Genomic DNA, 23,567 nt, shown 5'->3' with positions numbered 1-23,567 from the left:
CGTCCATTTTGCCGTCCAGTCCTCTGCCTAATCTCGACAGCAGGACTCGCACAGACAGCCTCAGAGCGGCAGGAGGGGATCGGCGAGGCGCTTACACTCATGCGCCATTTTTCGGACTTCAGATTTTTCACTGTTGCTTAAGCCATCCCAGGTCAGCTCCCGTAAAGTCGGCTTCTGTTCTCGACCTTCTCGTTTCCAGCGCGCAGACCACCGGTTGCCTATTTTGGCATTGAATTCGGGTCGGATGTCTGGCACGCAAACCTCTGGATCAAGTGGATTGTCCGCCTTGGAAACCTGGTTGAACAGCTTCGCTTTTTCCGAGGGTTTCAAGTCTTCTTCCGAGAACTCTTTCCAAAGCAGCGACCTCTGTGAACATTTTTTGTCATTCCCCGTCGCCAACAACAGACCGTCCAGGTCTCGCAACAACCGTTTCGCGTCACAGCGGTTTCCCGTCACCCGGAGAATGATCTCGCAGAGATCATCAAACTCGTCCTTGGTGTAGGTTTTCATTCTCATAGCGCGCGCCAACCTTGCTCGATCTGGACCAAACGGAGCCCCACTCACTCCGATGTAGGATCGCTCCTGCGACGCAATTCATCACACGCAGCCTGCATTGAAGGCCTTAGAGCATCAAGGGATGGTCGAGCATACCTCTGCCCGGTGATCGATAGTGGCGTGTGGTTCAGCAGGCGGCCGACAATCTCTTCCAACACACCAGCTTCCATTGCCACAGTTGCAAAGGTTCGCCGGTGTGCGTGGGGGCTCCATTCGAATTTCTCCGGCCCCGTCACATGACCACGCGCCGATTTCGGTGACGGGAACACCCAAGCCCGGCTGAGCCCGCGCACGGGCGCCAGGATCTCGTGATGCAATTGGAGGATCGGCAAATCGAAGCTGCGACCGTTCTTGGTCATCGGCAGATGGATGCGATCCTCATACACATTCTTCCATTCCAGCGTCAACGCTTCAGACTTGCGCAGGCCGGAGAACAGAATCAGTTCATAGAACACTTTGTGGATCGGGTTGGCGAGATCGTCCACACCGCGGCGCCAAGCCCTCAGATCCTCGATGATCGCTCCGTTCGGCTGTTCCTCATACCATTCGATGGCCATTGTTGGGCTTTCCGGAAGATCGTGAACACGCCGCGCATGGTTCCAGACCGTTCGAAAGTATTTCAGCGTGTGGTTCGCCGCGGAGGGGGTCGCTGCCAGAGATCTGTGTCTCTCTGCTACCATCGCTTTGGAAATTTCATCCAATGGCAATCGAAGCCAGTCTTTCAAATGCCGGTCGAATTGTAATCGCAAGCCATGCTTGTGAGACTCGGACCGCAGTTTTGGACGGGCCAGGTAGGCCTCCATCGCCGCCTCCAGCGTGGGCGCCCCAATCTGGATCTTCTTGCCAGCACCCCTGCCCCATTCCAGGGCAAACCCGAGTGCAGTCTTCCGGGCCACATTCGCTGAGACCACCGGGAATCGACCGATCAGAACCCGGCGGGTATTTCCGCCAACATCCTTCTGATAGTACCAGGTCTTCGATTTTTTCCCGACGAAAAGAACAAGGCCCCGTACCTCGCTGTCCCAGTGCTTGGCCGTCCCGTCTTTCGTCTGGGGAGCCTTGCGGGCGAAGGTTTCTGTGAGTTTGGGCATTTTGTCAGTTTTTTGTCGGGAATGATATGCAACTAGACGCTACATGGTGCAACGATATGCAATACATTATCAAATGAAATGAAGCGTATAGCAACCATGTGCAACAAGGTGATACATAAACCACCTGTTTGGAAGGCTGAGGTCTTAACACTACACAACGCCCGGTCAGCAGGGTCAGGGCATATTTCATCGCAAATTGCGGGTCAACCCTGATCGGCCCCATCTGAGTGGTCCAGTTTCAATGCTCGTGCATGACTGGCCCGGAGCCAGTGACGCGTGCCCGCAAGTGTAGTGACAGGGCACCTGAAGCGGAATCGAATCGCGGACTTACCTGAAGGCTGACCGGCTCCGGCCATGTGCGGAACCCGGAACCCGTTTCGGCGGAATTGTCATTGCCGGCACCTGGCTCTGAGCGCCTAGAGCAATCCACCGGTTTGCCTTGCGGGCGCGCCCGGTCCTAAACCGGTCGGGACGGAAATGACCACGAAAGGGATCGGCATGAAAAAGGGCCTGCCGGGCGCCGCAGGCGGGCTTGTCCGGCAAAACCCCGAGATCTGGGAGGATTATTCGACCCTGGGCGCGGCGGCTGCAGAGGCCGGTAACCTGTCCGCGCGCGAGCGGCGGCTGGTCAAGCTGGCGCTGGCCATCGGAGCGGCCTCGGAAGGGGCCGTGCATTCGCATAGCCGCCGCGGCCTGGCCGAGGGGGTCGCGAAGGACGATCTGAGGCAGGTCGCCTTGCTGGCGATCGGCCCGCTGGGCCTGCCCCGCGCGGTTGCCGCCGGCACCTGGATCGGTGACGTGACCGACGACTGCCCCTCGGGGACGCGCGTCAGACCAGCATGTTGCGCGGCTCCGCGATCAGCCCGCAATAGTGGCTGAGAAACCGGGCCGCGTCGGCACCGTTGATCACCCTGTGGTCATAGGACAGGTCCAGCGGCACCATCGGCACCGGGCGCGGGGTAACGCCGTCCCAGACGGTCTCTACCTGCGTGCGGGTGATACCCAGGATGGCGACCTCTGGCGGGTTCACGATCGGGGTGAAGCCCGATCCGCCCAGTCCGCCCAGATTGGTGATCGTCATCGAGGCACCACCCATTTCGTCCGGTCCGATCTTGCGGGCCTGCGCCCGCGCGGCAAGGTCCGCGATTTCGGCCGCGATCTGCCAGATGCCCTTGGCATCGGCTTCCCGGATCACCGGGACCATCAGCCCATGCTCGGTATCCACCGCGATGCCCACATGCACATAGTCTTTGAGCACCAGACGGTCGCCCTCCGGCGTCAGCGAGGCGTTGAACCGCGGAAAGGCCCGCAGGCACCGCGCCAGGGCGGCCACGTGAAAGGCCAGGCCGGTCAGCTTGACGCCGCGCGCCGCCGCTTCGGCCTTCCAGCTGCCGCGGATCGCCTCGATGGCCGAGAGCTCGGCGCTGTCGTGATGGGTGACGGCTGGGATCAGCGCCTGCGCCGCCGCCAGGTTTCCGGCCGCAACCTTGGCGAACCGGCTCAGCGGTTCCTCGGTCACCGGGCCGTATTGGGCATGGTCCACGTCCCAATAGGAGGTGTCTCCCCGTCCCGGCGCGGCGGGCTGCGGCGCGTCGATATCCTCGGCGCCCACCGTGCGGCGGCCCAGTTCGCGGGCCCGCGCCTCGAGGTCGACACCCTTTTCCGAGGCGCGCCGGCGCACCGAGGGGCTGGCGATGATGTCAGACATGATGGCCTCCTTACCAGCTGGCCGATATGTATTGCGTTTCCATGAATTCCAGCATCCCCTCATGCCCGCCTTCGCGGCCCAGCCCGGATTGCTTGACGCCGCCGAAGGGGGCCGCCGGGTCGCTGACCAATCCGCGATTGAGGCCCACCATGCCATATTCCAGCCGTTCGCAGACCTGCAGCGCGCGTTTGAAATCCCGCGAGAAGACATAGGCGACAAGCCCGTATTCGGTGTCATTGGCACGCCGGATCACCTCATCCTGGTCCGAGAATGTCTGCAGCGCGGCAACGGGGCCGAAGATCTCGTCATGCACGCAGTCGGCGTTCTCGGGAACGCCTGAAAGCACCGTGGGCGGGTAGTAGAAACCGGTGCCCTCGGGCGTGGTGCCGCCACATTCCACCCTGGCCCCCTTGGCCACGGCGTCGGCCACGAACTCGGCCACCTTGTCGCGGGTGTCGGCATTGACCAGCGGGCCGACATCGACCGTCGGATCGCTGCCGTCCCCGACCTTGAGCGCGGCCATGCGCTCGGTCAGCCGGCGGGTAAACTCCTCGGCCACGCCATCCTGCACATAGATCCGGTTGGCTGCGGTGCAGGCCTCGCCCAGGTTGCGCATCTTGGCCAGCATCGTGCCCTCGACGGCCTCGTCCAGATCGGCGTCATCGAAGACAATCAGCGGCGCGTTGCCGCCCAGCTCCATCGCCGGTTTCAGCACCTGGTCGGCGGCGGCGTGCAGCAGCTTGCGGCCCACGCCGGTCGAGCCGGTGAAGCTGACGACGCGCACGCGCGGATCGTGCAGCATGTGATCGACCAGCGCGCCGGTCTTCTTCGAGGGCAGAACGTTGACCAGGCCCGGCGGCACCCCCGCCTCCTCCAGAAGCGGCATGAGCGCGAGCATCGTGAGCGGGGTCTCCGAGGCCGGCTTGATTATGACGGCGCAGCCGGCCGCCAGGGCCGGGGCGATCTTGCGCGTGCCCATCGCCGCCGGGTAGTTCCACGGTGTAACCAGCACCGCCAGACCGGCGGGCTTGTGCTGCACCAGGATCCGCGCGCCCGAGGCGGGCGCCTGCGTGACCAGCCCGTCGGCGCGCACCGCTTCCTCGGCAAACCAGCGGAAGAATTCGGCGGCATAGGTCGCCTCGCCCAACGCATCGGCGCGGGCCTTGCCGTTCTCCAGGGTGATGAGCCGGGCGAACTCCTCCAGCCGCGCGGTCATCAGCTCCCACGCCTTACGCAGAACCTCGGACCGGTCGCGCGGCGTGCGCGCCGCCCAGTCGGCCATCGCCCGCTCGGCGGCATTAAGCGCGGCGTCGGCATCCGCGATATCGGCCGAGGCGACCGAGGCCAGCACCGTCTCGGTGGCCGGGTTGATGACGTCGAAACGCTCGGCCCCTTTGTGCCAGGCGCCGTCAATGTAGAGATCGGTATGGTCCATGTCGGTCTCCGAAAGTCAGAGCAGGTGGCGAAGCGGTTGCTCCATCCGACCTGCGAAATCCGTCAGAAGCGCAATGGCGCCGGCGGCGTCCAACTGCGCGGGGCTGCATTCCAGGGTGATCGAAAGGCCCTGCCCTTCGGTCACCAGGGTCAGGACCGGCACGTCGCCGGCCCCCATTTCAACCGCGCGCAGGGATGTGCCGCGCAGGTCGCGCAGGATCAGGTCCGGGGCATCCTCGGTTTGCGCGACGCGTGAGAGCGCGCGGTTCCGTGGCACCGCATAGCTCTGTATCCGGCCGACCCCCTCGATGCCGATGACAACGGGGGCCCCGGCGGACAGGCTGGCCCCGGCCAGCCCGGCCAGGAGCGCATCGCGATCGGACAGCCCGTGCTGTCCGGCCGCCCATTCGGCAAATTCGGGCAGTCCGTCCTGGGAGATGGCGGCGGTCAGGCGCTGCGCCTGGCCGGCTGCCTGAGCCGGCACCTTGGTGGCCAGATCCCGCAGCGCTTCCAGGTCGCGCACATGATAGGGCTGCGGGTGGCCCGCCTCGGCCAGAAGCCGCAGGTCGAGCCCCTGCTCGGCCGCCAGCCGCCGCGCCTTTGGCGAGGCCAGGATGCGCCCGCCGGGGTCCGGCGTGGTGGTCTTGCGCGGTTCTTGCGCGGTGCGTTGAGGCCGGGCCGGCGGCTCGGGTTCTGCCGGCGGTTCGGCCCGTTGGCCTGCGGCGGCCTGCGAGACGGAGCGCGTGACTGGCGCGTCGGGCTTCTCGGCCGAGATGATCGCCACCAGATCACCCACGGGCACCTCCTCGCCGGCCTGGGCCAGCGTCGCGGCAAGATACCCGTCCGCGCCCGCAGGCACCTCCATTGTGCTCTTGTCGGTCTCCACCTCGAACAGGACGTCATCGGCGGCCACTGCATCGCCGGGCGCCTTCTGCCAGCTGACCAGAAGCCCGCTGTCCTGCGCCATGCCCAGTTGCGGCATGGTGACCTGCGCCCCGTCCGGCAGCGACTCGTCCTCGCCCTCCGCAGCCGGGGCGGCCGCCCCGGTGTCCCCTTCGCCCACCTCCTCCGCCGCGTCGGCAGTGTCGAAAATCCGCGCGATCACCTGGCCCACAGGCACGTCATCGCCTTCGGAGGCGGTGATGCCGCCGAGAAAGCCGTCGGCCTGCGCCTCGACCTCCATCGTCGCCTTGTCGGTCTCGACCTCGAACAGCGCATCGCCCTTGGAGACCGGATCGCCCGGGTTCTTGAGCCAGGCAACGATCCGGCCCGCATCCTGGGCCATGCCCAGCTGGGGCATCGTCACCTCATGCGGCATGGATCATCTCCCCGGCGCACAACATGCGGGCGTTCTCGGCCACCGCCTCGGGCGTCGGCACGGTCAGATCCTCCAGCGCCGGCGAAAACGGCACCGGCACGTCCATCGCGCCCATCCGCAGCACTGGCGCATCGAGATGATAGAAGGCCTTTTCGTTCAGACGCGACGCGATCTCGGCGGTCACGCCATAGCTTTGGTGGCCCTCGTCGATGACGATGGCGCGCGAGGTCTTCCTGACGCTGGCCAGCAGCGCCACCTCGTCCAACGGCACGATGGTGCGCGGGTCGATGACCTCGGCCTCGATCCCGTCCCGGGCCAGCAGCTCGGCGGCCTTCTCGGCCACCTGCACCATCGACGAGGTGCCGATCAGCGTGATGTCGGTGCCCTCACGCTTTACATGCGCCTCGCCGAAGGGGATCAGGTATTCCTCTTCCGGCACCGGCGCCTTGTCCTGGTACATCAGCTTGTCTTCGAAGATGACCACCGGGTTGTTGTCACGGATGGCCGTCTTCATCAGCCCCTTGGCCTCGTAGGCAGAGGACGGTAACGCGACCTTGAGCCCCGGGATATGCGCAACAAGCGCCTGCAGCGACTGGCTGTGCTGGGCCGCCGAACGGCGCGTAGCGCCGAGATTGGTGCGCAGCACCATCGGCACCGTCAGCTTGCCGCCGGACATATAATGCTGCTTGGCCGCCTGGTTACACAGCTGATCCATCACCAGATAGATGAAATCGCCGAACATCAGATCGACCACCGGCCGGGCGCCGGTCATCGCCGCGCCCACGGCCAAGCCCACGAACCCCGGCTCGGAAATCGGCGTGTCGATCACGCGGGCGGTGCCGAACTCCTCGACCAGGCCGCTGAGCACCTTGAACGGCGTTCCGGCCTCGGCCACGTCCTCGCCAAGCAGGAACACGGTCTCGTCACGGCGCATCTCTTCGGCAATCGCCTCGTTGACGGCCTGGGACAGGGTGATCTCGCGCATTTGGTTTCCTTCCTCAGTCCGCATAGACATGTTTGTCGACCTCGGACACGTCCGGATAGGCCGCGGCCTCGGCATAGGCGACCGCCTCGGCGGCATCCTTCTCGATCTCGGCATTCATCGCCTCGATCTCGTCCTCACTGGCGATGCCTTCGCTCACCAAGTGGGCGCGAAAGCGGATGATCGGGTCGCGGTTGTCCTTCCAGTCCTTCTCTTCCTGCTTGGACCGGTAGTATTCGCGGTTGATGTCCCCGACATGGTGACCGTGGTAGCGATAGGTCTCCAGTTCAATGAAGAACGGCCCCTCGCCCTTGCGGCAGCGATCCACCAGCTTCCTCGTCAGGTCGTTGACGGCCAGCACGTCCTGCCCGTCGATCCGGAAGGCCTCGATCCCGAAGGCCTCGGCCCGCGCGGTGATCGAGCCGGCGGCAATCTCCTCGGTGCGGGTATATTCGGAATAGCCGTTGTTCTCGCAGGCATAGATCACTGGCAGCTTCCACAGCGCGGCCATGTTCATCACCTCGTACATCAGGCCCTGGGCAGTGGCCCCGTCACCGAAGAAACAGACCGTCACGTCGTCCTGGCCCAGCAGCCTGGCGCGCAGGGCCGAGCCGGTGGCGATGCCCATCGAGCCGCCGACGATGGCATTGGCGCCCAGGTTGCCGTGGCTCTGGTCGGCGATATGCATCGAGCCGCCCTTGCCTCGGCAATAGCCCTCGGCCTTGCCCAGCAACTCGCAGAACATCTCCTTGAACTCCGCCCCCTTGGCGACGCAGTGGCCGTGCCCGCGATGGGTCGAGGTGATGCGGTCGTCGTCGGTCAGTGCCTCGCAGATGCCCACCGCCACCGCCTCCTCGCCGGAATACATGTGGGTCAGGCCCGGCATCTTGGCCGACAGGTAGAGCTGGTTGGCATTGTCCTCGAAGGTACGGATGCGGACCATCTGGCGATACATGCGCAGATAGTCCTCGGCATTGTGCTTGCGTTTGTTCATCAGTCCTGGCTCCCGCGGCCCGGTAGGATGGGGTTCAACCCCATCCTACGCCCAGCCGGTGCGTCAATAGCGGTTGGCGATCGGCAGATCCTCGGCCGGGAACAGGCTGATCACCTCGACCCCGGTTTCGGTGACCACCACCTCCTCTTCGATCCGCGCCGCGGAATAGCCGTCGGCGGCGGGGCAATAGGTCTCGAGCGCGAAGACCATGCCGGTCTGGATCTCCATCGGGTGATCGAGGCTGACCGCGCGGCTGATGATCGGCCGCTCGTGCAGCGCCAGCCCCAGCCCGTGCCCGAATTGCAGGCCAAAGGCGGAATCCTCGTCGGGAAAGCCGAACTCCTCGGCCTTGGGCCAGACCGCCGCCACCTTGTCGGTGGTGACGCCAGGTCGGATCATCTCGATCGAGGCGTCGATCCATTCGCGCGCCTTCACATAGGCATCGTGCTGCGCCGGTGTGGCGCGGCCGATGTTGAAGGTCCGGTAATAGCAGGTGCGATAGCCCTGGTAGCTTTGCAGGATATCGAAGAACGCCTGGTCGCCGGGGCGGAAATAGCGGTCGGTGAAGTTGTGCGGATGCGGGTTGCAGCGCTCGCCCGAGATCGCGTTGATCGCCTCGACATCGTCCGAGCCCATCTCGTAGAGCATCTTGTTGGACAGGGCGACGATGTCGTTTTCCCGTACACCCGGTTTCAGTTCTTCATAGATCATGTGGTAGACGCCATCGACCATGCTGGCGGCTTGGGTCAGCAACTGGATTTCGTCCCAGTTCTTGATCTCGCGCGCGGCCAGCATGATCTGCTGTCCATCGACCACGTTCAGGCCCTCTTCCTTGAGCGCGTGGAACATCGAGGTCTCGGCATAGTCCAGCCCCACCGGCATGTCGCCCATCCCGGCATCGCGGATCAGGCCGGCGATCTCGCGGGCGTATTTCCGCATCAGGCCGAACTCGGGCGGAATGGTCCCGCGCATGCCCACCACGCCGGCCCGGCAATGGTCGGGCACCAGCCAGTCCGAGAACTTCTTGTGATGCATCGCCGCCGAGCCGAAATCCCAGACATAGGGGGCGTCGTCGCCGGTCAGCAGGCAGAAGCGGCACATCTTGTCCCGTTCCCACTCGCCGATCTTGGTGGCGCTGACATAGCGGATGTTGTTCACGTCGAAGAGCAGCAGCGTTCCCGCCTCGGACGCCTGCAGCGCCTGCCTTGTGCGGGCCAGGCGATAGCGGCGCAGCCGGTCGTGATCGATCCGGCGCTCGAAATCGACCGAGGTATGGCCCCAGGCGGGCAGCCGCCCTTCCCATCTCCAGTTCGGTTCAAGATCCTGCGGCGTCAGCAGGTTGGGCATCAGGGCGCGTGACATGGGCGTTCTTCCTTTCCTGCGCGGGCTCGCGCAGCGTTTGTCTGTGTGAGTGGCGGAGGGGCGGCGCCGTCCCGGCGGTCACTGGATGCACCAGCCCCCGTCGATATGGATCATCTGACCGGTCATGTAGTCGCTGTCGGGACTGGCCAGGAAAGCGGCGGTGCCGCGCACGTCCTCGGGATAGGACACCCGCTTGATCTGCAGCGCGTCGTTGACGATGTCCTCATAGGCCTGGCCCTCGCGCTGCTTGAAGCCGATATCGACCAGGTCCTTGTCCAGCTGCTCCCAGAGCGGCGTGACCACGACGCCGGGGGCATAGCCGTTCACGGTGATGTTGTGTTCCGACAGGGCGACCGCGCCGCAATGCGTCAGCGCCAGGCAGCCGTATTTCGAGGTGCAATAGACGGTCACGTCCACCAGCGGCTTGCGCGACGCGATGGAGCCCACGTTGATCAGCTTGTAGGGATACTCCTGCTTGCCCTGCTTGATCATCTGGCGGGCGGTTTCCTGCATGCCCAGCCACATCGCCTTGGTGTTGACGTTCATGATCATGTCCCAGTTGTCTTCGTCGATATCCATGAAGAACCGGGGCTTGTTCAGGCCGGCGTTGAACAGTCCGACATTGATGTTGCCGAACGCCTCGACCGTGGCCGCCACGGCGGCTGCGTTGTCCTCGCGCTTGGTGACGTCCATGCGGACCGCGATCGCCTGGCCGTTGCCCGCCGCGTTGATGCGGTCGGCGACTTCCTTGGCGGCGTCTTGATCCAGGTCGCCCAGGCAGACATTGGCCCCCTGCTCGGCGAAATGCTCGGCATTGGCGGCCCCCATGCCGCGTCCGGCCCCGGTGATCAGGACGTTCTTTCCCTTCAGGCGATTGGGGTCCATGTCTTCCTCCCTAAGTGACTGGTTGTCTCATGATGTCTTCGGCCCGTGACTGTGCGCGGGCCAGCGCGTCGCGCGGCGAGACGAGGCCGCGCAGCATGTCGTGCAATTCGTGCCCGCAGATCCGGATGATGTCCGAGATCTGAGGGATCGGTGGGCGCGGCCAGAACTGAAGCTCGTCGCGCCACGACATCTGGTCCACCAGCTCGAAGATGGGCGACAGACGGCGCACTTCGGGGTCGGAGCCGACCGAATAGCGCGGCGCGGTGCGGCTTCCGTTCTGGGCATAGAGCTTCTGCGCGGCGGGCGAGGTGAAGGCGATCAGCGCCTCGACCGCATCCGGCAGGCGGTCCTCGGCCAGGTTGGCCGGCACGCACAGCACATAGCCGCCCACCGGCGCAATCGGCACCCCGTCGGGCCCGTGCGGATGCGGCAGGTAGCCGGTGTTGCCATGCGCGGGACAGGTCTCGTCCAGCTCGAAATACGGTGCCAGCAGCGTATAGCCATAAGCCATCGCGATCCGGCCCGCTGCATAGGGGCGGACGCGCTCGTACCACGACATCGACAGGATGTCGGGCGGCGAGAACTCCATCAGCTGCATCAGGTAGTCCGCCGCCGCATGGGCCCGGTCGGTGTCCAGCATCGGGCGGAAGTCTCGGCCGTCCAGGGTGTCGGCATCGTAGCCGCCGGCGATCCTGGGCAGGTCGATGACCGGCTGGCCAAACGCGGCGCAGGTCATGATGAAGGTGTGGCCCAGGGCGGTGCCCCGCGCCGCGTTCCAGGCCACGCCATAGCGCCCGTTGCGCGGGTCGTGGAACCGGCGCGCGGCGTCGATCACAGCGTCCGTGGTTGACGGAGGCTCCAGCCCCTCGCGCGCGAACCAGTCACGCCGGTAGAACATCAGTTCCGGCGTGGTCTGGCTGGGAACGCCATAGGGCACGCCATGCCAATGCGCCGCGCGCCAGCCGGCGGTGTGGAAGTCGCTGGGATCCAGCCGGTCGACATCCATGATCTCGGGCAGCGACCGGACCAGCCCCTTCTCGACGAACTCCCCCAGCCAGGGCAGGTCGACGGCGATCAGGTCATACTGGCTCTTGCTGCGCGTGGCGTTGCGCAACGCCTCCTCGCGCAGCCGGTCGATGGAAAAGGCGCGCTGGCGGATATCGGTGCCGATGATCTGCTCGAACTGGCGCTTGAGGTTCTCCATCACCATGAATGTCGGGTCACCGTGCACCAGGATGCGCAGCCCGCCCGGGAGCTTGAGCGGCCGCGGCAGCGCATGGGGCGGCGGGATCAAGGCCTGGCCCGGAACGTAGGAGCCGCCGAAATAGTAGTCCTTGGCCTCGCGCCCCGGACCCTCGGCGCCGAAGGCCGCGCTGGCGATGCGGTCGATCCGGTCGGCCAGCTGGTTGAACCTGTCCAGCAGGTCCGGGCTGGGATGCAGCGAAAAGCTCTTGCCCGTCTTGGTGCGCGGACGCTGTTCGACCAGCCCGGCGGACTGGATGTCGCCCAGCTTGCGCATCGCCGTTGCATAGGGAACGCCGGCCGCGGCCACCATCGACGAGGCCGAGACGAGCCGGCCCTCGATATGGCTGCGCAACAGGTGCAGGATCATGTTGAGGTGCGGGTTGGGCGTGTTCGGTTCCAGCGATGTGTCGATCTCGATGCAGATCTCGGCCAGGAAGTCCACGACACGCCCCAGTTCGGCGCCTGCCGGATGTTCGGGCCGGGATGCCATTTCCTGTCCATATCGGATGTTTTGCGCGGTCTGCGGCTGCATGTCTTTTCGGTGGCGCCTATCTTGCGGGCGGGGTGTCATGGTGGCTCTCCTGAAAATGTTCGGATCGGTGGGGCGCGGATATGCCCGTTTGGTCCAGAATGAACTAAAGTTTGTCCAAAATGAACAATTATGGGGCATCCCGTTCCGCTGGAAATGCCGCTGGATAGGCACAGATTGCGCCGGACGATTCCCGAACCGGGAAGGCAGCGGCAATCTCCACAAGTTTCGAGGGAGGAACTCAGAATGAACTTTTCCACAAAGATGGCGCTTGCGTGCACCACTGCCCTGCTGGGTACGGCCGCGGCCGCCGAGACCATGACCATCGGCATCACCCAGAACAATGTCGGTGTCGACAGCTACCAGACCACCTATGAAAAGGCGTTCATCGCCGCGGCCGCGGCCAACCCCAATGTCGAGACCGTGGTTCTGGACGCCGGCGGCGACGTGGCCCGCCAGATCGCGCAGATGGAGGATCTGATCCAGCAGGAAGTCGACGCGATCATCATCTGGCCCACCAATGGCGAGGCGGTCATTCCCGCCGTGCGCAAGGCGCACCAGGCCGACATCCCGGTGGTCGTCACCAACTCGAACATTGCCGAGCAGGGCTTCGACTTCGTCAAGTCGTTCTCGGGTCCGGACAACATCACCCAGGGCGCCCGCTCGGCCGAGATCATGTGCGACAAGTTCAAGGAGATGGGCATCGAGGACGAGGCCCAGATCGTGCAGATCAGCGGCCAGCCCGGATACACCACCGCGATCGAGCGCGCCAAGGGCTTCGAGGACCGCCTGCCCGAGGTCTGCCCGAACGTCACGCTGATGGAGACCCAGCCCGGCGACTGGAACCGCGAAAAGTCGCAGCAGGTCATGGAGGCCTTCCTGGTCAAGTATGACGACATCGACGGTGTCTATGCCGGGGATGACAACATGGGTGTCGGGGCATTGAACGCCGCCAAGGCCGCCGGTCGCGACGGCATCATCTTCGTCGGCGCCACGAACTTCGCGGTCGGCTACGAGGCGATGGCCGCGGGCGACTACTGGGGCTCGATCTACCAATCGCCGGTCGATGACGCCGAAGCCGCACTGCAGACGGCGATCGACATCCTGGAAGGCAAGGAGCTGCCGTTCCTGAACTACTTCGATACGCCGAAGATCACCCAGGACAACATGGGCGAGTTCGACAAGCCCGTGTTCTGATCCACTCCCGGAATGCGCGGGGCATTGGCATCCTGCCGGCCCCGCGCATTTTCCACCGCCACCGGACAGGATCGACAAAGGGGAGAGACGGTATGGGCCGGGTCTCGGGACGCGCGTGCATTGTCACCGGCGCGGCACAGGGTATCGGACGCGCCATCGGCGAGGCGCTTCTCGACGAGGGGGCCGATGTCTGCTTTGCCGACATCAACGCCGACAAGGCCGCACAGGTGGCGCAGGAGAATTCCGACCGCGCACTGGCCGGCGGCGGGCGTGTCACGCATGCGGCCGTGGACGTCACCGACCGCCAGCAGGTCCGCGCGATGATCGCGCACACCGTCGACACGTTCGGAAAGCTGGACGTGAAGTTCAACAACGCCGGCGTGAACAAGCCGATGAATTTCCTCGACGTGACCGAGGACAACTGGAATTTCATCATGGGAATCAACGGTCTGGGCTGCATGATCGGCATGCAGGAGGCAGCGCGGCAGATGATCGCGCAAGGCTCGGGCGGCAAGATCGTGAACACCGCCTCGATCGCCAGCCGGCAGGGGTTCGACAATGTCGCACCCTACTGCGCAAGCAAATTTGCTGTCGTGTCGCTGACCCAGTCGGGCGCGCGCGACCTTGCCAAGCACGGTATCACGGTGACAGGATTCGCGCCGGGCGTGGTGGCCACCGAGATGTGGGAACAGGTCGACCAGGACCTGATGGAGATCGGCGCCGCCGACCGTCCGGGTCAGGCGATGGAGGAGTTCTCGTCCGAAATCCTGCGCGGCCGCGTCGCCGTCCCCGCCGACATCACCGGAACGACCACGTTTCTGGCGGCCCCGGACAGCGACTACATGACCGGGCAGATCGTGATGATCGACGGCGGCATGACGCTGGTGTGATGCCGCATTGACGGGCGGGCAAGCGCGCCCGGAAAGGCCAGGGAGGAATACATGGCACAGCTGACAAGAAAGGACCTGACGGGCTTTCTCGCACGGCAGGGGATCCTGGTGGCCTTCGCGCTGTTCATGATCGGGTTCGCACTGGCCAACCAGAGGTTTCTGGACGTGGACAACGTCTTCGGCGTGATCCGCTCCTCGGCGATCCTGGGGATCATGGCCCTGGGCGTGACCTTCGTGGTGATCGGCGGCAATCTCGACCTTTCGGTCGGCTCGATGATGTCTTTCTCGACCATCGTGGTGCTGGACCTGCACGACAAGCTGGGCCCGACCCTGGCCATCCCGGCGATGTTCGCGCTGACGATGGGCCTGGGCGCCTTCATCGGCTTCCTCGTGGGGTATCTCAAGCTCAATTCGCTGATCGTGACGCTGGGCATGCTGTCGGCCATCCACGGGCTGACGCTGACCTGGTCGGGCGGCAAGAACATGGACATCGCCGACAAGGAGGGCACCTGGTTCAGCGTCTTCGGACAGGGCTCGGTCGCCGGCATCCCGGTGCCGATCCTGATGTTCGCCGGGCTGGCCGTCGTGCTCAGCCTGCTGCTGACCAAGACGCCGTTCGGGCGCAAGGTCTATGCGGTCGGCGGCAACGGGACCGCGGCGACCTTCTCGGGCGTGCCCCGCGCCCGCGTGGTGTTCCAGACCTACCTGATCTCGTCCTTCTGCGTGGCGATGGCCGGCCTGATGCAGGCCAGCCGGTCGCTGGGCAGCCAGAACACCGTCGGACAGGGCATGGAGCTGGAGGTGCTGGCCGCGGTCATCCTGGGCGGCGCGTCGCTGCTGGGCGGGTCGGGCACGATCTTCAAGACCGTGATCGGCGTGCTGATCCTGGGCTTCATCCAGAACGGGCTGCTGCTCGTGGGGCTGGAATTCTATGTCCAGTATGTCGTGACCTGGGTCATCATCATCCTGGCCGTGTGGCTGGACATCGCCGCCAAGCGGGGCCGACTCTGGTCGCCGATCGCCTGAGGAGCAGGGAACATGAAACGCGAAGCCCTCCTCAAGCAAGGCGCCATCTGGGCCTTCATCCTCGTCGAGCTCGTCTTCTTCTCGGTTGCAGGCGAATACCTGTCGGTCTCGGACAAGGCCTTCATGGATTTCGACAACATGCTGTTGCTGCTCAAGCAGTCGGCGCCGATCGGGATCATCGCGCTGGGCATGACGATCATCATGATCAACGGCAATATCGACCTGAGCGTCGGCGCCACCTTCGCGCTGTCGGCCATCGTGCTGCTGGACAGCATGACCTGGCCGTTCATGCAGGCGCTCGGCGGCTGGTCCGTCCCGCTGGCCTGGCTGCTGGCGCTGGGCACCGGCGTGGTGCTGGGCGCGATCAACGGGCTGATCGTCTGGAAGACCGGGGTCGACGCCTTCATTGTCACGCTGGGCTCCATGCTGGGCTATCGCGGACTGGTCTTCATGTATAACGGCGAGCAGCCGACCAGCCACCTCAACTGGGACCTGGTCGATTTCGCCGAGGCGCAGATACTGGGCCTGCACACCGCAACATGGTTCCTGCTGGGCGTGGCGCTGTTCCTGTGGCTGCTGATGACCAAGACGGTGCATGGCCGCAACGCCTATGCCATCGGCAACAACCGCGAGGCGGCGGTGAATGCGGGCATCCGCGTCGGGCCGCATTTCCTGATCAATTTCATGCTGATCGGCTTCCTCGCCTCGCTGTCGGCGGTGGTGTTCTACTCGGAATCCGGGTCGGTCAATCCCAATGACGGGATGCTCTACGAGCTCTGGGCGATTACCGCGGTCGTGCTGGGCGGCACCAAGCTGACCGGCGGCTACGGCTCGATCATCTCGACGCTGGGCGGTGTGATCGCCATCCAGCTGCTGCGCAAGGGGCTGGGCCATATCGGCGCGGACACCGAGACGGTGAACCTGGTGATCGGCCTCATCCTGATCGCGGTGCTGTTCCTCGACCGTCAGCTCAACCGCAAGGGCAAGGAGGAATTGAAGACATGACCGATCAGACACCGGCCCTGCGCCTCGAAGGCATCGTCAAGACCTTTCCGGGCGTGCGCGCACTGGACGACGTGTCCTTTGCCGTCCTGCCCGGCGAGGTGCATGCACTGATGGGCGAGAACGGCGCGGGCAAATCCACCCTGATGAAGGTGCTGGGCGGCATCCACCAGCCCGATACAGGCCAGATCTTCATTGCCGAACAGCCAACGGTGATGACCTCGCCCCTGCAGGCCAAGGCGCAGGGCGTGGTGTTCATCCACCAGGAGTTGAGCCTGGCCGACGAGTTGAGCGTGGCCGAAAACATCTTTCTGGGCGAGCTGCCGCGCAAGAGCCTGGGCCGCGTCGACTGGCAGGCGCTCTATGACACCACCGACGCGATCCTCAAGACGCTGAACGTGGGTTTCGACGCCCGCACGCGGGTCGGCGACCTGTCCATCGCGAACCAGCAGATGGTCGAGATCGCCCGCGCGCTGACCGTCGATCCGCGCGCCGTGATCTTCGACGAGCCGACCGCTTCGCTGACCGATGCCGAGAAGGTCGTGCTGTTCGACGTGATCGCCGACCTCAAGGGCCGCGGCGTCGGCATCATCTACATCTCGCACCGGATGGAGGAGATCTTCAAGATCACCGACCGGATCAGCGTGCTGCGCGACGGTCAGTATCGCGGCACCCTGGAGACCGCGCAGACCGACGAGGACGAGGTGACGCAGCTGATGATCGGCCGCAGTCTGGACCTGTCGCGCAACGCCAGCCATCACGAGATGGGCGACGTCGCGATCGAAGTGCGCGACCTGAGTTGCGGCAAACTCTACCAGGATGTCAGCTTTTCCGTGCGGCGCGGCGAGGTTGTCGGCTTCTACGGGCTTGTGGGCGCGGGTCGGACCGAGATCGCCGAGACCATCTTCGGCCTGCGCAATCCCTCGGCAGGCAGCATCCTTCTGGATGGGCAAGAGGTGCGCATCAATTCCCCGGTCGAGGCGATCCGGCACGGCATCTCGCTGGTGCCCGAGGACCGCAAGGGCCAGGGTCTCGTTCTGAGCATGAATTGCCGGGACAACATGACCCTGCCGCAGGTCGACGACCTGACCGCCGGACCCTTCGTCAGCGACGGGGCCGAGGTGGCGATCTTCGACCAGTATCGCGACAAGCTGGACATCCGCACCCCCGGCTGGCGTCAGCTTGTGGGCAACCTCTCGGGCGGCAACCAGCAGAAGATCGTCATCGGCAAGTGGCTGTCGATGCATCCCAGCGTCCTGATCGTGGACGAGCCGACACGCGGCATCGACGTGGGCTCGAAATCCGAGATCCACAACCTGATCCGGGGCCTCGCCGCCCAAGGCTATGCAGTGATCGTCATCAGCTCGGAAATGCCCGAGGTGCTGCATGTATCGGACCGGATCGTGGCGATGTATCACGGTCGGGTGATGCGCGAGTTCACCTCCGAGGAGGTCTCGGAGGACAGCCTGATCCAGGCGATTTCGGGCATCGAAAGCGACCAGGTGGCATGATGCGCGTGGGGGTCGCAGGGCTCGGGCGCATGGGTGCGCATATGGCGCGCAACCTGGCCGCCGCAGGCTATGAGCTCACGGTGTGGAACCGCTCGCCCGACAGGGCGCGGGCGCTGGCCGACGAGACCGGCTGCGCGGTGGCGCAAACGCCCCGCGCGCTGGCCGCCGCGACCGACGTTGTGGTGACGATGCTGGCCGACGATGCCTCTTCCGAGGCGGTGCATCTGGGAGCGGACGGGCTGTTCGCCGGCTCCGGCGCGCGCGTCTTTGTCGAGATGGGCACCATGAGCCCCGACCACATCGCCGCGCTGGCGCAGGCCGCGCCTGCGGGCTGCACGGTGATCGACGCACCTGTATCCGGGGCGACCCAGGCCGCCGCGGACGCGCAGCTTCTGATCATGGCCGGCTGCAGCCCGGACACCGCCGCGCCGCTGATGGCACTTTTCGACGCGATGGGCCGCAAGACGATCTGTCTGGGCCGGCCCGGTGCCGGTGCGGTGATGAAGCTGGCGGTGAATTCGCTGATCCACGGCCTCAACCAGACCCTTGCCGAGGCGATGACCCTGGCCGAGGCGTCGGGCATCGCGCCCGAGGCGGCCTTCGACGTGATCGAAAACAGCGCCGCCGCCGCGCCGATGCTGAAATACCGCCGCCCGCTCTATCTGGACGAGGCCGCGCATGACGTGACCTTCACCGTGGCGCTGGCGCGCAAGGACATGGAAGTCACCGCCGCGCTGGCCCGCGATCTGGGCGCTGCCATGCCGCAGGGCGAGATCACGCTGAGCGTCCTGCGCGACGCCGAGGCGCAGGGCTATGCCGCGCGCGACATGGCCGCCATCCTGAACTTCATGCGAGAGGACAGCACATGAAAGCCGCGCTTTTCGTCGGCGGATGGGAGGGCCACACGCCCGCCCATTTCGCCGAATGGTACGAGGATCTGCTGACACGGAACGGGTTCGAGGTGGCGGTCCATGACACGCTTGCGCCGCTGGAGCGGCCCGAGGAACTGGCCGATCTGGACCTGATCACGCCGATCTGGTCCTCGGCCCGGTCCGGACACCAGGCCGAGTTCGGCAACATGACCAAGCTGCAGGAGGACGGGCTGCTGAAACTCGTCGGCGACGGCTGCGGCCTGGCCGGGTGGCACGGGCATATGGGCGACGCGTTCCGGGACCGGCCCACTTATCACTTCCTGATCGGCGGGCAGTTCGTGGCCCACCCGCCCGGCTGGCCCGACAACCTGCAGCCGCGCGAGGATTACATCGACTATGACGTGACGATCTGCAAACCCGACCATCCGCTGGTCGAGGGCATCCGCAGCTTCCGCATCCGCTCGGAACAATATTACATGCTGACCGACCCGTCGAATAACGTGCTGGCGACCACAACCTTCTCGGGTGACCATTTGTGGTGGATCGAGGGCACGGTGATCCCCGTGACCTGGACCCGGCGCTGGGACAAGGGCCGGGTGTTCTATTGCTCGATCGGGCATGAGCTGGACGACCTGAAGGTGCCTCAGGTCACCGAGATGATCCGCCGGGGCGCGATCTGGGCCGCCGAGGGCAAGCGCGCGGCCTGACCCGCCGCCCCCGCGAGCAGCCGATTGCCGATCAGCGGCGCATCGCGTCCCGCCATTCCGACAGGAAGCCCTGGCGCTTGAGCGCATCCAGATGCACCAGAAGACCGGGGCCGAGGCGGATGGGGCGCAGCGCGGCGCTGACCGCTTCGCCCTGTTCCGGCAGGCGCGGAAACGGGTATTCTTCCATCTCGCCCGCGCCCCAGGCGGCGCGGATCAGGTGATCCACGAAGGCCGCGGCCGCGTCCGGGTTGCGGGCATCGCGCAGGATCGCGGCGGTGCGCAGCATCAGCGTCGTATAGTCCTGGAACTCGACGATCTCGATCCGGTCGCCCAGGTCGGTGCGCGCCGCCGCATAGCTGCCCAGCACGTTGTAGGCCAGCGCGATCCGGCCCGTGCTGACATCCTCGATCATGTCGCCCGAGCAGCAATAGAGCCGGGTTTCCAGGCTCCCCATCACCTCGGTCAGCCGCCAGTAGCTTTCCGAGGCGCGCACGTCCTGCGTAGCGAAGAGATAGCCCAGCCCGCTCTGCGCCACGTCATAGGTGCCGACCCGCCCGCGAAAACGGTCCTCGTGGTCGCGCAGAAGGCGGATCAGGTCCAGCCGCGTGCGCGGGACCTCCAGGCCCTGGAACGCCGCCGGCGAGATCACCAGCGCCGCGGGCTCCTGGGAAAACGCAAAGAGGTGATCGCGCCAGCGCGCCCGCGCGGGCACCAGCGCCGTCGCGGCCGAACGGTGCGGGCGCGTGTGCCCGTCATTGGCCAGCTTGGTCTGCAGGTCCATCGCCGAGGACAGCGCCACGTCGAACGGCGCCCCGCCGGTGACTGCGCGCATCAGCTCGGTGCTGCTGGCGACGGTGTAGTCGATGCGCAGATCGCCCTGACGGTCGGCAAAGACCTGAAGGAGCGGCGCGAACAGATCGGCATCGGCGGTCGAGATCACCTGCAGGCGGCGCGGCGCGTCTTCGGGGCCAACCACGATGTGGTTCTCGATCTCGAACGCGGCCACTGCGACGGCCAGAACCGACAAGGCCCCGCTCAGCAGGGCGGAAAATGCAAGGTGACGCATGCGCCCTCCCCCTCGTTGCTCAGCTCCAGGCGGCCGCCATGCGCCTCGAGCACCTCACGCGCGATGGTCAGGCCCAGGCCCGACCCCACCGTCTCGGCCGCGTTCGAGCCCCGGGCGAAGCGCATCGGCATTCGGTCGAGCTCGTCCTCGGGAAAGCCGCCGGCCTGGTCACGGACCCGGATCGCCGCGCCGTCCCGGCCCTGGCCGACCTCGATATCGATGGCGCAATCGCGGGGCGAATACTTGATGGCGTTGTCCAGAACGTTGCGCAGCGCGTTCTCGATCAGCACCGCATCGCCCTGCACGACCGGCTGCCCGTCGCAGCTCAGCGCGATGCGGATGTCGCGCAGTTCGGCCACCGGACCAAGCCGGTCGGCCAGGTCCCGCGCCAACCCGCACAGGTCCACCGCCTCACGCTCCAGATGGTCGGTCCGAAACGTCACCATCGCGTGGTCCAGCAGCTGCCCCGCCGCCCGCGAGCTTTCGTCGATGGCCCGGATCATCTCCTTCAGCGCGGCGCGGTTCTCGGGGCGCTCGACCCGGCGCAAGGCGATCTCGGCCTGGGTGCGCACGGTCGACAGCGGCGTGCGTACCCGATGGGCGGCCTCGGCGATGAAATCCTCGGACCGCGACAGCGAATAGGTCAGCCGTTCGATGAAGCGGTTGAGCGAGCCGACCAGCGGCGCCATCTCCTGAGGCACCGGCCCGCGCACCGGGCGCAGATCCTTGGGGCCGCGCCGTGACACAGCGCCGGCCAGGTTGCGCAGCGGGCGCAGGCCGCTCTGTGCGGTCACGACCGCCAGCAGCGCGGCGAGCGCGAAGAAGCCCAGGCCGATCGCCCCGCCCAGACGCCGGATCTCGGCCAGGCGCCGCGCCTGCCCGTCCCGGGTCTGCGCCACCGAGACGGTCACGCGCACCGGGGTTCCGGCCACCGACAGCAACCGCCGAGCGCTGGCCATGCGGATCTCTGCATCGCGATACCGCGTCGTCTGATATCCGCCGTCGCGCCCCACGCCCTCCCCCGGCGGCGGCAGGTCGCCGTAACCGGTGAGCACCGCGCCATCGGCCAGGATGCGATAGAACACCCGGTCCTCGCTGACATTGCCCAGCATCGACAGCGCCGCATAGGGCAGGTCCACCGACACCGCGCCGTCACGCACCGTCATCGTGTCGAGAATCGAGGTCACCGAGGCCATCAGGATGCTGTCCTGCGTCTCCTGCGCCACGGTGCGCGCCAGGTTGGTGACCAGCAATACAAGCGCCGCCGCCAGCACCGCCGCGCCCAGCAACAGCTGCACGATCAGGCGGCGGCGGATCGAGCCGCTGACAGCCAGCGCGCCGCTCATCCCGCGGTGATCCTGTAGCCCATGCCGCGCACGGTTACGATCTGCACGGACGAGCCCGCCAGGTGCTTGCGCAGCCGTCCGACATAGACCTCGATGGCATTGTCCGAGACCTCCTCGTCATAGCTGAACAGGCGGTCCACCAGCTTGGCCTTGGAGAACAGCCGCTCGGGGGCACTCAGAAAGATCTCGAGAAGCCGCAATTCCCGGTTGCGCAGGTCGACCCGCGTGCCGGCCACGACCAGTGTCCCGGCCAGCGGATCGAAGACGACATCGCCGAATCGCCGTTCGGTGGATGCCCCGCCGCCGCGCCGGCGCAGCACCGCCCGGCAGCGCGCCTCGAGTTCGGAGAAGTCGAACGGCTTGGTGATGTAATCATCCGCGCCCAGGTCCAGTACGCCCACCCGGTCGGACACCGCCGAGCGCGCGGTCAGCACGATCACCGGGGTCTCGTCCGCCCGCCTGCGGTGGGTCCTGAGGAACTCTCGCCCGTCGCCGTCCGGCAGCATGATATCCAGCAATATCAAGTCGTAATCGGTTGTCTCGGCAAAGGCTCGCGCCTGTTCGACATCGCCGGCATGGTCGACTACATGCCCGTCGAGCCGCAACCGGTCCAGTACCGCCGCCGCGAGGCTTTCGGAATCCTCGACCAACAGGAACCGCATGTGCCCGCCCTCCTCCGGTGCGAGGCCGCGACAGGTTAGTGTCAGCTTCGCATGTTTCCTTTCAGTGATGGGCGGGACAACCGCCATTTGTCAAATGGGAGGACATCATGACGAAACTCACCCTGACCCGCCGGGTCATGCTGACCGCGGCTGCGGCCGCGCTGAGCCTGGGCGTTCCGGCCGCGCAGGCGCAAGACCAGGTGGTCGAAAGCATCCACTTCCTGATCCCCGGCGGCGCCGGCGGCGGCTGGGACGGCACCGCGCGCGGCACCGGCGAGGCACTGACCAAATCCGGCCTGGTCGACACCGCCAGCTACGAGAACATGTCCGGCGGCGGCGGCGGCAAGGCGATCGGCTATCTTATCGAAAACGCCGAGAGCCAGCACGGCACGCTGATGGTCAACTCGACCCCGATCATCATCCGCTCGCTGACCGGCGTCTTCCCGCAGAACTTCCGCGACCTCACCCTGGTTGCCGGCACGATCGGCGACTACGCGGCCTTCGTGGTTGGCAAGGACAGCCCGATCAACTCGATGGACGACCTGCTGGCAGCCTACAAGGCGGATCCCGGCAGCACCGCGATCGGCGGTGGCTCGGTGCCCGGCGGCATGGACCACCTGGTCGCCGCGATGGTGATGAAGGCCGCAGGCGAGGATCCCACGGCGGTGAAATACATCCCCTATGACGCCGGCGGCAAGGCGATGGCGGCGCTGCTTTCGGGCGAGATCGCGGCGCTGAGCACCGGCTTTTCCGAGGCGGTCGACCTGGCCAATGCCGGCGAGGTCAAGATCATCGGCGTCACCTCGGACGACCGCGTCCCGGCCTTTGCCGACGCGCCGACCATGAAGGAACAGGGCATCGACACCACCTTCATCAACTGGCGCGGCTTCTTCGGCGCACCCGGACTGCCCGAGGACAAGCTGGCCGCCTATCAGGAGGCGCTGGACAAGATGTACGAGACCGAGGCCTGGGAAGAGGTCCGCTCGCGCAACGGCTGGGTCAACATCCACAACAGCGGCGCGGATTTCCAGGCGTTCCTGGAGAAGCAGGAACAGGAAATCGGTGACCTGATGAAGCAGCTCGGCTTCCTCTGACCCAAAGGTGCGGCTGCGCCGCGCTCTTTACTTGGGATGCGAGGGTTCCACCCTCGCGCTCCCGAGGTATTTGAAAGCGAGAGGAAAGGGA

At 65.7% G+C, this 23,567-nt stretch carries 22 protein-coding genes; 9 read left to right on the top strand and 13 right to left on the bottom strand.

Features of this window, described 5'->3' with window-relative positions; genetic code table 11:
- Window positions 1-60: 60 nt before the first annotated feature.
- The gene (locus tag BMX57_RS12245; protein WP_143057918.1) at window positions 61-510 is read right to left on the bottom strand and encodes a hypothetical protein; all 450 of its coding nucleotides are present in this window, start codon (window positions 508-510) and stop codon (window positions 61-63) included.
- 50 nt (window positions 511-560) lie between these two features.
- Window positions 561-1,646 carry a tyrosine-type recombinase/integrase gene (locus tag BMX57_RS12240; protein WP_092367170.1) on the bottom strand — a complete coding sequence of 362 codons (1,086 nt, stop codon included), beginning with the start codon at window positions 1,644-1,646 and terminating at the stop codon, window positions 561-563.
- 477 nt (window positions 1,647-2,123) lie between these two features.
- Between BMX57_RS12240 and BMX57_RS12235 the strand changes: the two genes are divergently transcribed.
- Window positions 2,124-2,525, top strand: a complete 402-nt coding sequence (locus BMX57_RS12235; protein ID WP_229724240.1) for a carboxymuconolactone decarboxylase family protein — start codon at window positions 2,124-2,126, stop codon at window positions 2,523-2,525.
- Here the strand turns inward: BMX57_RS12235 and BMX57_RS12230 are convergent.
- The 8 genes from BMX57_RS12230 to BMX57_RS12195 all read right to left on the bottom strand — a co-directional run bounded on the left by BMX57_RS12230 (window position 2,476) and on the right by BMX57_RS12195 (window position 12,064).
- Window positions 2,476-3,354, bottom strand: a complete 879-nt coding sequence (locus tag BMX57_RS12230; RefSeq protein WP_092367167.1) for a 2-oxo acid dehydrogenase subunit E2 — start codon at window positions 3,352-3,354, stop codon at window positions 2,476-2,478. The two genes, BMX57_RS12235 and BMX57_RS12230, sit on opposite strands and share 50 nt — an antisense overlap.
- 10 nt (window positions 3,355-3,364) lie before the next feature.
- Window positions 3,365-4,789, bottom strand: a complete 1,425-nt coding sequence (locus BMX57_RS12225; protein ID WP_092367164.1) for an NAD-dependent succinate-semialdehyde dehydrogenase — start codon at window positions 4,787-4,789, stop codon at window positions 3,365-3,367.
- Between the two features lie 15 nt (window positions 4,790-4,804).
- The gene (locus tag BMX57_RS12220; protein ID WP_092367161.1) at window positions 4,805-6,106 is read right to left on the bottom strand and encodes a biotin/lipoyl-containing protein; all 1,302 of its coding nucleotides are present in this window, start codon (window positions 6,104-6,106) and stop codon (window positions 4,805-4,807) included.
- A complete protein-coding gene (locus BMX57_RS12215) occupies window positions 6,096-7,091 on the bottom strand; it encodes an alpha-ketoacid dehydrogenase subunit beta (RefSeq protein ID WP_092367157.1) in 996 nt (331 codons plus the stop codon). The genes BMX57_RS12220 and BMX57_RS12215 overlap by 11 nt, the downstream gene beginning before the upstream one ends.
- Window positions 7,092-7,104: 13 nt before the next feature.
- A complete protein-coding gene (locus BMX57_RS12210; RefSeq protein WP_092367154.1) occupies window positions 7,105-8,082 on the bottom strand; it encodes a thiamine pyrophosphate-dependent dehydrogenase E1 component subunit alpha in 978 nt (325 codons plus the stop codon).
- Between the two features lie 63 nt (window positions 8,083-8,145).
- Complete coding sequence (locus tag BMX57_RS12205; RefSeq protein ID WP_092367151.1) at window positions 8,146-9,444, bottom strand: M24 family metallopeptidase; 1,299 nt, start codon at window positions 9,442-9,444, stop codon at window positions 8,146-8,148.
- 78 nt (window positions 9,445-9,522) lie between these two features.
- A complete protein-coding gene (locus tag BMX57_RS12200) occupies window positions 9,523-10,329 on the bottom strand; it encodes an SDR family NAD(P)-dependent oxidoreductase (RefSeq protein ID WP_092367148.1) in 807 nt (268 codons plus the stop codon).
- 10 nt (window positions 10,330-10,339) lie between these two features.
- The gene (locus BMX57_RS12195; protein ID WP_229724239.1) at window positions 10,340-12,064 is read right to left on the bottom strand and encodes an ABC transporter substrate-binding protein; all 1,725 of its coding nucleotides are present in this window, start codon (window positions 12,062-12,064) and stop codon (window positions 10,340-10,342) included.
- A gap of 285 nt (window positions 12,065-12,349) precedes the next feature.
- On the opposite strand from BMX57_RS12195, the gene BMX57_RS12190 reads away from it, so the two are divergent.
- The 7 genes from BMX57_RS12190 to BMX57_RS12160 all read left to right on the top strand — a co-directional run bounded on the left by BMX57_RS12190 (window position 12,350) and on the right by BMX57_RS12160 (window position 19,308).
- The gene (locus tag BMX57_RS12190; RefSeq protein ID WP_092367142.1) at window positions 12,350-13,300 is read left to right on the top strand and encodes a sugar ABC transporter substrate-binding protein; all 951 of its coding nucleotides are present in this window, start codon (window positions 12,350-12,352) and stop codon (window positions 13,298-13,300) included.
- A 92-nt stretch (window positions 13,301-13,392) separates the two neighbouring features.
- On the top strand, window positions 13,393-14,190 hold the full coding sequence (locus BMX57_RS12185) for an SDR family NAD(P)-dependent oxidoreductase (protein ID WP_092367139.1): 798 nt from the start codon (window positions 13,393-13,395) through the stop codon (window positions 14,188-14,190).
- A gap of 51 nt (window positions 14,191-14,241) precedes the next feature.
- Window positions 14,242-15,216 carry an ABC transporter permease gene (locus BMX57_RS12180; protein WP_092367136.1) on the top strand — a complete coding sequence of 325 codons (975 nt, stop codon included), beginning with the start codon at window positions 14,242-14,244 and terminating at the stop codon, window positions 15,214-15,216.
- Between the two features lie 12 nt (window positions 15,217-15,228).
- On the top strand, window positions 15,229-16,221 hold the full coding sequence (locus BMX57_RS12175) for an ABC transporter permease (RefSeq protein WP_092367121.1): 993 nt from the start codon (window positions 15,229-15,231) through the stop codon (window positions 16,219-16,221).
- On the top strand, window positions 16,218-17,729 hold the full coding sequence (locus BMX57_RS12170) for a sugar ABC transporter ATP-binding protein (protein WP_092367119.1): 1,512 nt from the start codon (window positions 16,218-16,220) through the stop codon (window positions 17,727-17,729). Before BMX57_RS12175 ends, BMX57_RS12170 begins: the two co-directional genes overlap by 4 nt.
- A complete protein-coding gene (locus tag BMX57_RS12165) occupies window positions 17,726-18,598 on the top strand; it encodes an NAD(P)-dependent oxidoreductase (protein WP_342341977.1) in 873 nt (290 codons plus the stop codon). Before BMX57_RS12170 ends, BMX57_RS12165 begins: the two co-directional genes overlap by 4 nt.
- Entirely contained in the window at window positions 18,595-19,308 is a 714-nt protein-coding gene (locus tag BMX57_RS12160; RefSeq protein WP_092367116.1) for a ThuA domain-containing protein, read from the top strand. The genes BMX57_RS12165 and BMX57_RS12160 overlap by 4 nt, the downstream gene beginning before the upstream one ends.
- 31 nt (window positions 19,309-19,339) lie before the next feature.
- Here BMX57_RS12160 and BMX57_RS12155 read toward each other — a convergent pair whose 3' ends face one another.
- The 3 genes from BMX57_RS12155 to BMX57_RS12145 are packed head-to-tail and all read right to left on the bottom strand — an operon-like array spanning window position 19,340 to window position 22,382.
- Window positions 19,340-20,374, bottom strand: a complete 1,035-nt coding sequence (locus BMX57_RS12155) for an ABC transporter substrate-binding protein (RefSeq protein ID WP_092367109.1) — start codon at window positions 20,372-20,374, stop codon at window positions 19,340-19,342.
- The gene (locus tag BMX57_RS12150) at window positions 20,344-21,720 is read right to left on the bottom strand and encodes a sensor histidine kinase (RefSeq protein ID WP_092367107.1); all 1,377 of its coding nucleotides are present in this window, start codon (window positions 21,718-21,720) and stop codon (window positions 20,344-20,346) included. The genes BMX57_RS12155 and BMX57_RS12150 overlap by 31 nt, the downstream gene beginning before the upstream one ends.
- The gene (locus BMX57_RS12145; RefSeq protein ID WP_092367104.1) at window positions 21,717-22,382 is read right to left on the bottom strand and encodes a response regulator transcription factor; all 666 of its coding nucleotides are present in this window, start codon (window positions 22,380-22,382) and stop codon (window positions 21,717-21,719) included. Before BMX57_RS12145 ends, BMX57_RS12150 begins: the two co-directional genes overlap by 4 nt.
- Before the next feature lie 107 nt (window positions 22,383-22,489).
- On the opposite strand from BMX57_RS12145, the gene BMX57_RS12140 reads away from it, so the two are divergent.
- Window positions 22,490-23,476, top strand: a complete 987-nt coding sequence (locus BMX57_RS12140; protein WP_092367102.1) for a Bug family tripartite tricarboxylate transporter substrate binding protein — start codon at window positions 22,490-22,492, stop codon at window positions 23,474-23,476.
- Window positions 23,477-23,567 lie beyond the last annotated feature (91 nt).

Origin of the sequence: Cribrihabitans marinus, from assembly GCF_900109035.1 — a bacterium.
GTDB lineage: Bacteria > Pseudomonadota > Alphaproteobacteria > Rhodobacterales > Rhodobacteraceae > Cribrihabitans > Cribrihabitans marinus.
This window is presented reverse-complemented; position numbering and strand designations above follow the sequence as displayed.

Bases quoted from the DNA above. Each gene is read 5' to 3' on its own strand.
- BMX57_RS12220 (WP_092367161.1), bottom strand. From the start codon at position 6,106: ATGCCGCATGAGGTGACGATGCCCCAGCTGGGCATGGCCCAGGATGCG.
- BMX57_RS12165 (WP_342341977.1), top strand. From the start codon at position 17,726: ATGATGCGCGTGGGGGTCGCAGGGCTCGGGCGCATGGGTGCGCATATG.
- BMX57_RS12235 (WP_229724240.1), top strand. From the start codon at position 2,124: ATGACCACGAAAGGGATCGGCATGAAAAAGGGCCTGCCGGGCGCCGCA.
- BMX57_RS12245 (WP_143057918.1), bottom strand. From the start codon at position 510: ATGAAAACCTACACCAAGGACGAGTTTGATGATCTCTGCGAGATCATT.
- BMX57_RS12205 (WP_092367151.1), bottom strand. From the start codon at position 9,444: ATGTCACGCGCCCTGATGCCCAACCTGCTGACGCCGCAGGATCTTGAA.
- BMX57_RS12170 (WP_092367119.1), top strand. From the start codon at position 16,218: ATGACCGATCAGACACCGGCCCTGCGCCTCGAAGGCATCGTCAAGACC.
- BMX57_RS12195 (WP_229724239.1), bottom strand. From the start codon at position 12,064: ATGGCATCCCGGCCCGAACATCCGGCAGGCGCCGAACTGGGGCGTGTC.
- BMX57_RS12160 (WP_092367116.1), top strand. From the start codon at position 18,595: ATGAAAGCCGCGCTTTTCGTCGGCGGATGGGAGGGCCACACGCCCGCC.
- BMX57_RS12150 (WP_092367107.1), bottom strand. From the start codon at position 21,720: ATGAGCGGCGCGCTGGCTGTCAGCGGCTCGATCCGCCGCCGCCTGATC.
- BMX57_RS12225 (WP_092367164.1), bottom strand. From the start codon at position 4,789: ATGGACCATACCGATCTCTACATTGACGGCGCCTGGCACAAAGGGGCC.
- BMX57_RS12185 (WP_092367139.1), top strand. From the start codon at position 13,393: ATGGGCCGGGTCTCGGGACGCGCGTGCATTGTCACCGGCGCGGCACAG.
- BMX57_RS12210 (WP_092367154.1), bottom strand. From the start codon at position 8,082: ATGAACAAACGCAAGCACAATGCCGAGGACTATCTGCGCATGTATCGC.
- BMX57_RS12190 (WP_092367142.1), top strand. From the start codon at position 12,350: ATGAACTTTTCCACAAAGATGGCGCTTGCGTGCACCACTGCCCTGCTG.
- BMX57_RS12200 (WP_092367148.1), bottom strand. From the start codon at position 10,329: ATGGACCCCAATCGCCTGAAGGGAAAGAACGTCCTGATCACCGGGGCC.
- BMX57_RS12145 (WP_092367104.1), bottom strand. From the start codon at position 22,382: ATGCGGTTCCTGTTGGTCGAGGATTCCGAAAGCCTCGCGGCGGCGGTA.
- BMX57_RS12155 (WP_092367109.1), bottom strand. From the start codon at position 20,374: ATGCGTCACCTTGCATTTTCCGCCCTGCTGAGCGGGGCCTTGTCGGTT.
- BMX57_RS12215 (WP_092367157.1), bottom strand. From the start codon at position 7,091: ATGCGCGAGATCACCCTGTCCCAGGCCGTCAACGAGGCGATTGCCGAA.
- BMX57_RS12240 (WP_092367170.1), bottom strand. From the start codon at position 1,646: ATGCCCAAACTCACAGAAACCTTCGCCCGCAAGGCTCCCCAGACGAAA.
- BMX57_RS12180 (WP_092367136.1), top strand. From the start codon at position 14,242: ATGGCACAGCTGACAAGAAAGGACCTGACGGGCTTTCTCGCACGGCAG.
- BMX57_RS12140 (WP_092367102.1), top strand. From the start codon at position 22,490: ATGACGAAACTCACCCTGACCCGCCGGGTCATGCTGACCGCGGCTGCG.
- BMX57_RS12175 (WP_092367121.1), top strand. From the start codon at position 15,229: ATGAAACGCGAAGCCCTCCTCAAGCAAGGCGCCATCTGGGCCTTCATC.
- BMX57_RS12230 (WP_092367167.1), bottom strand. From the start codon at position 3,354: ATGTCTGACATCATCGCCAGCCCCTCGGTGCGCCGGCGCGCCTCGGAA.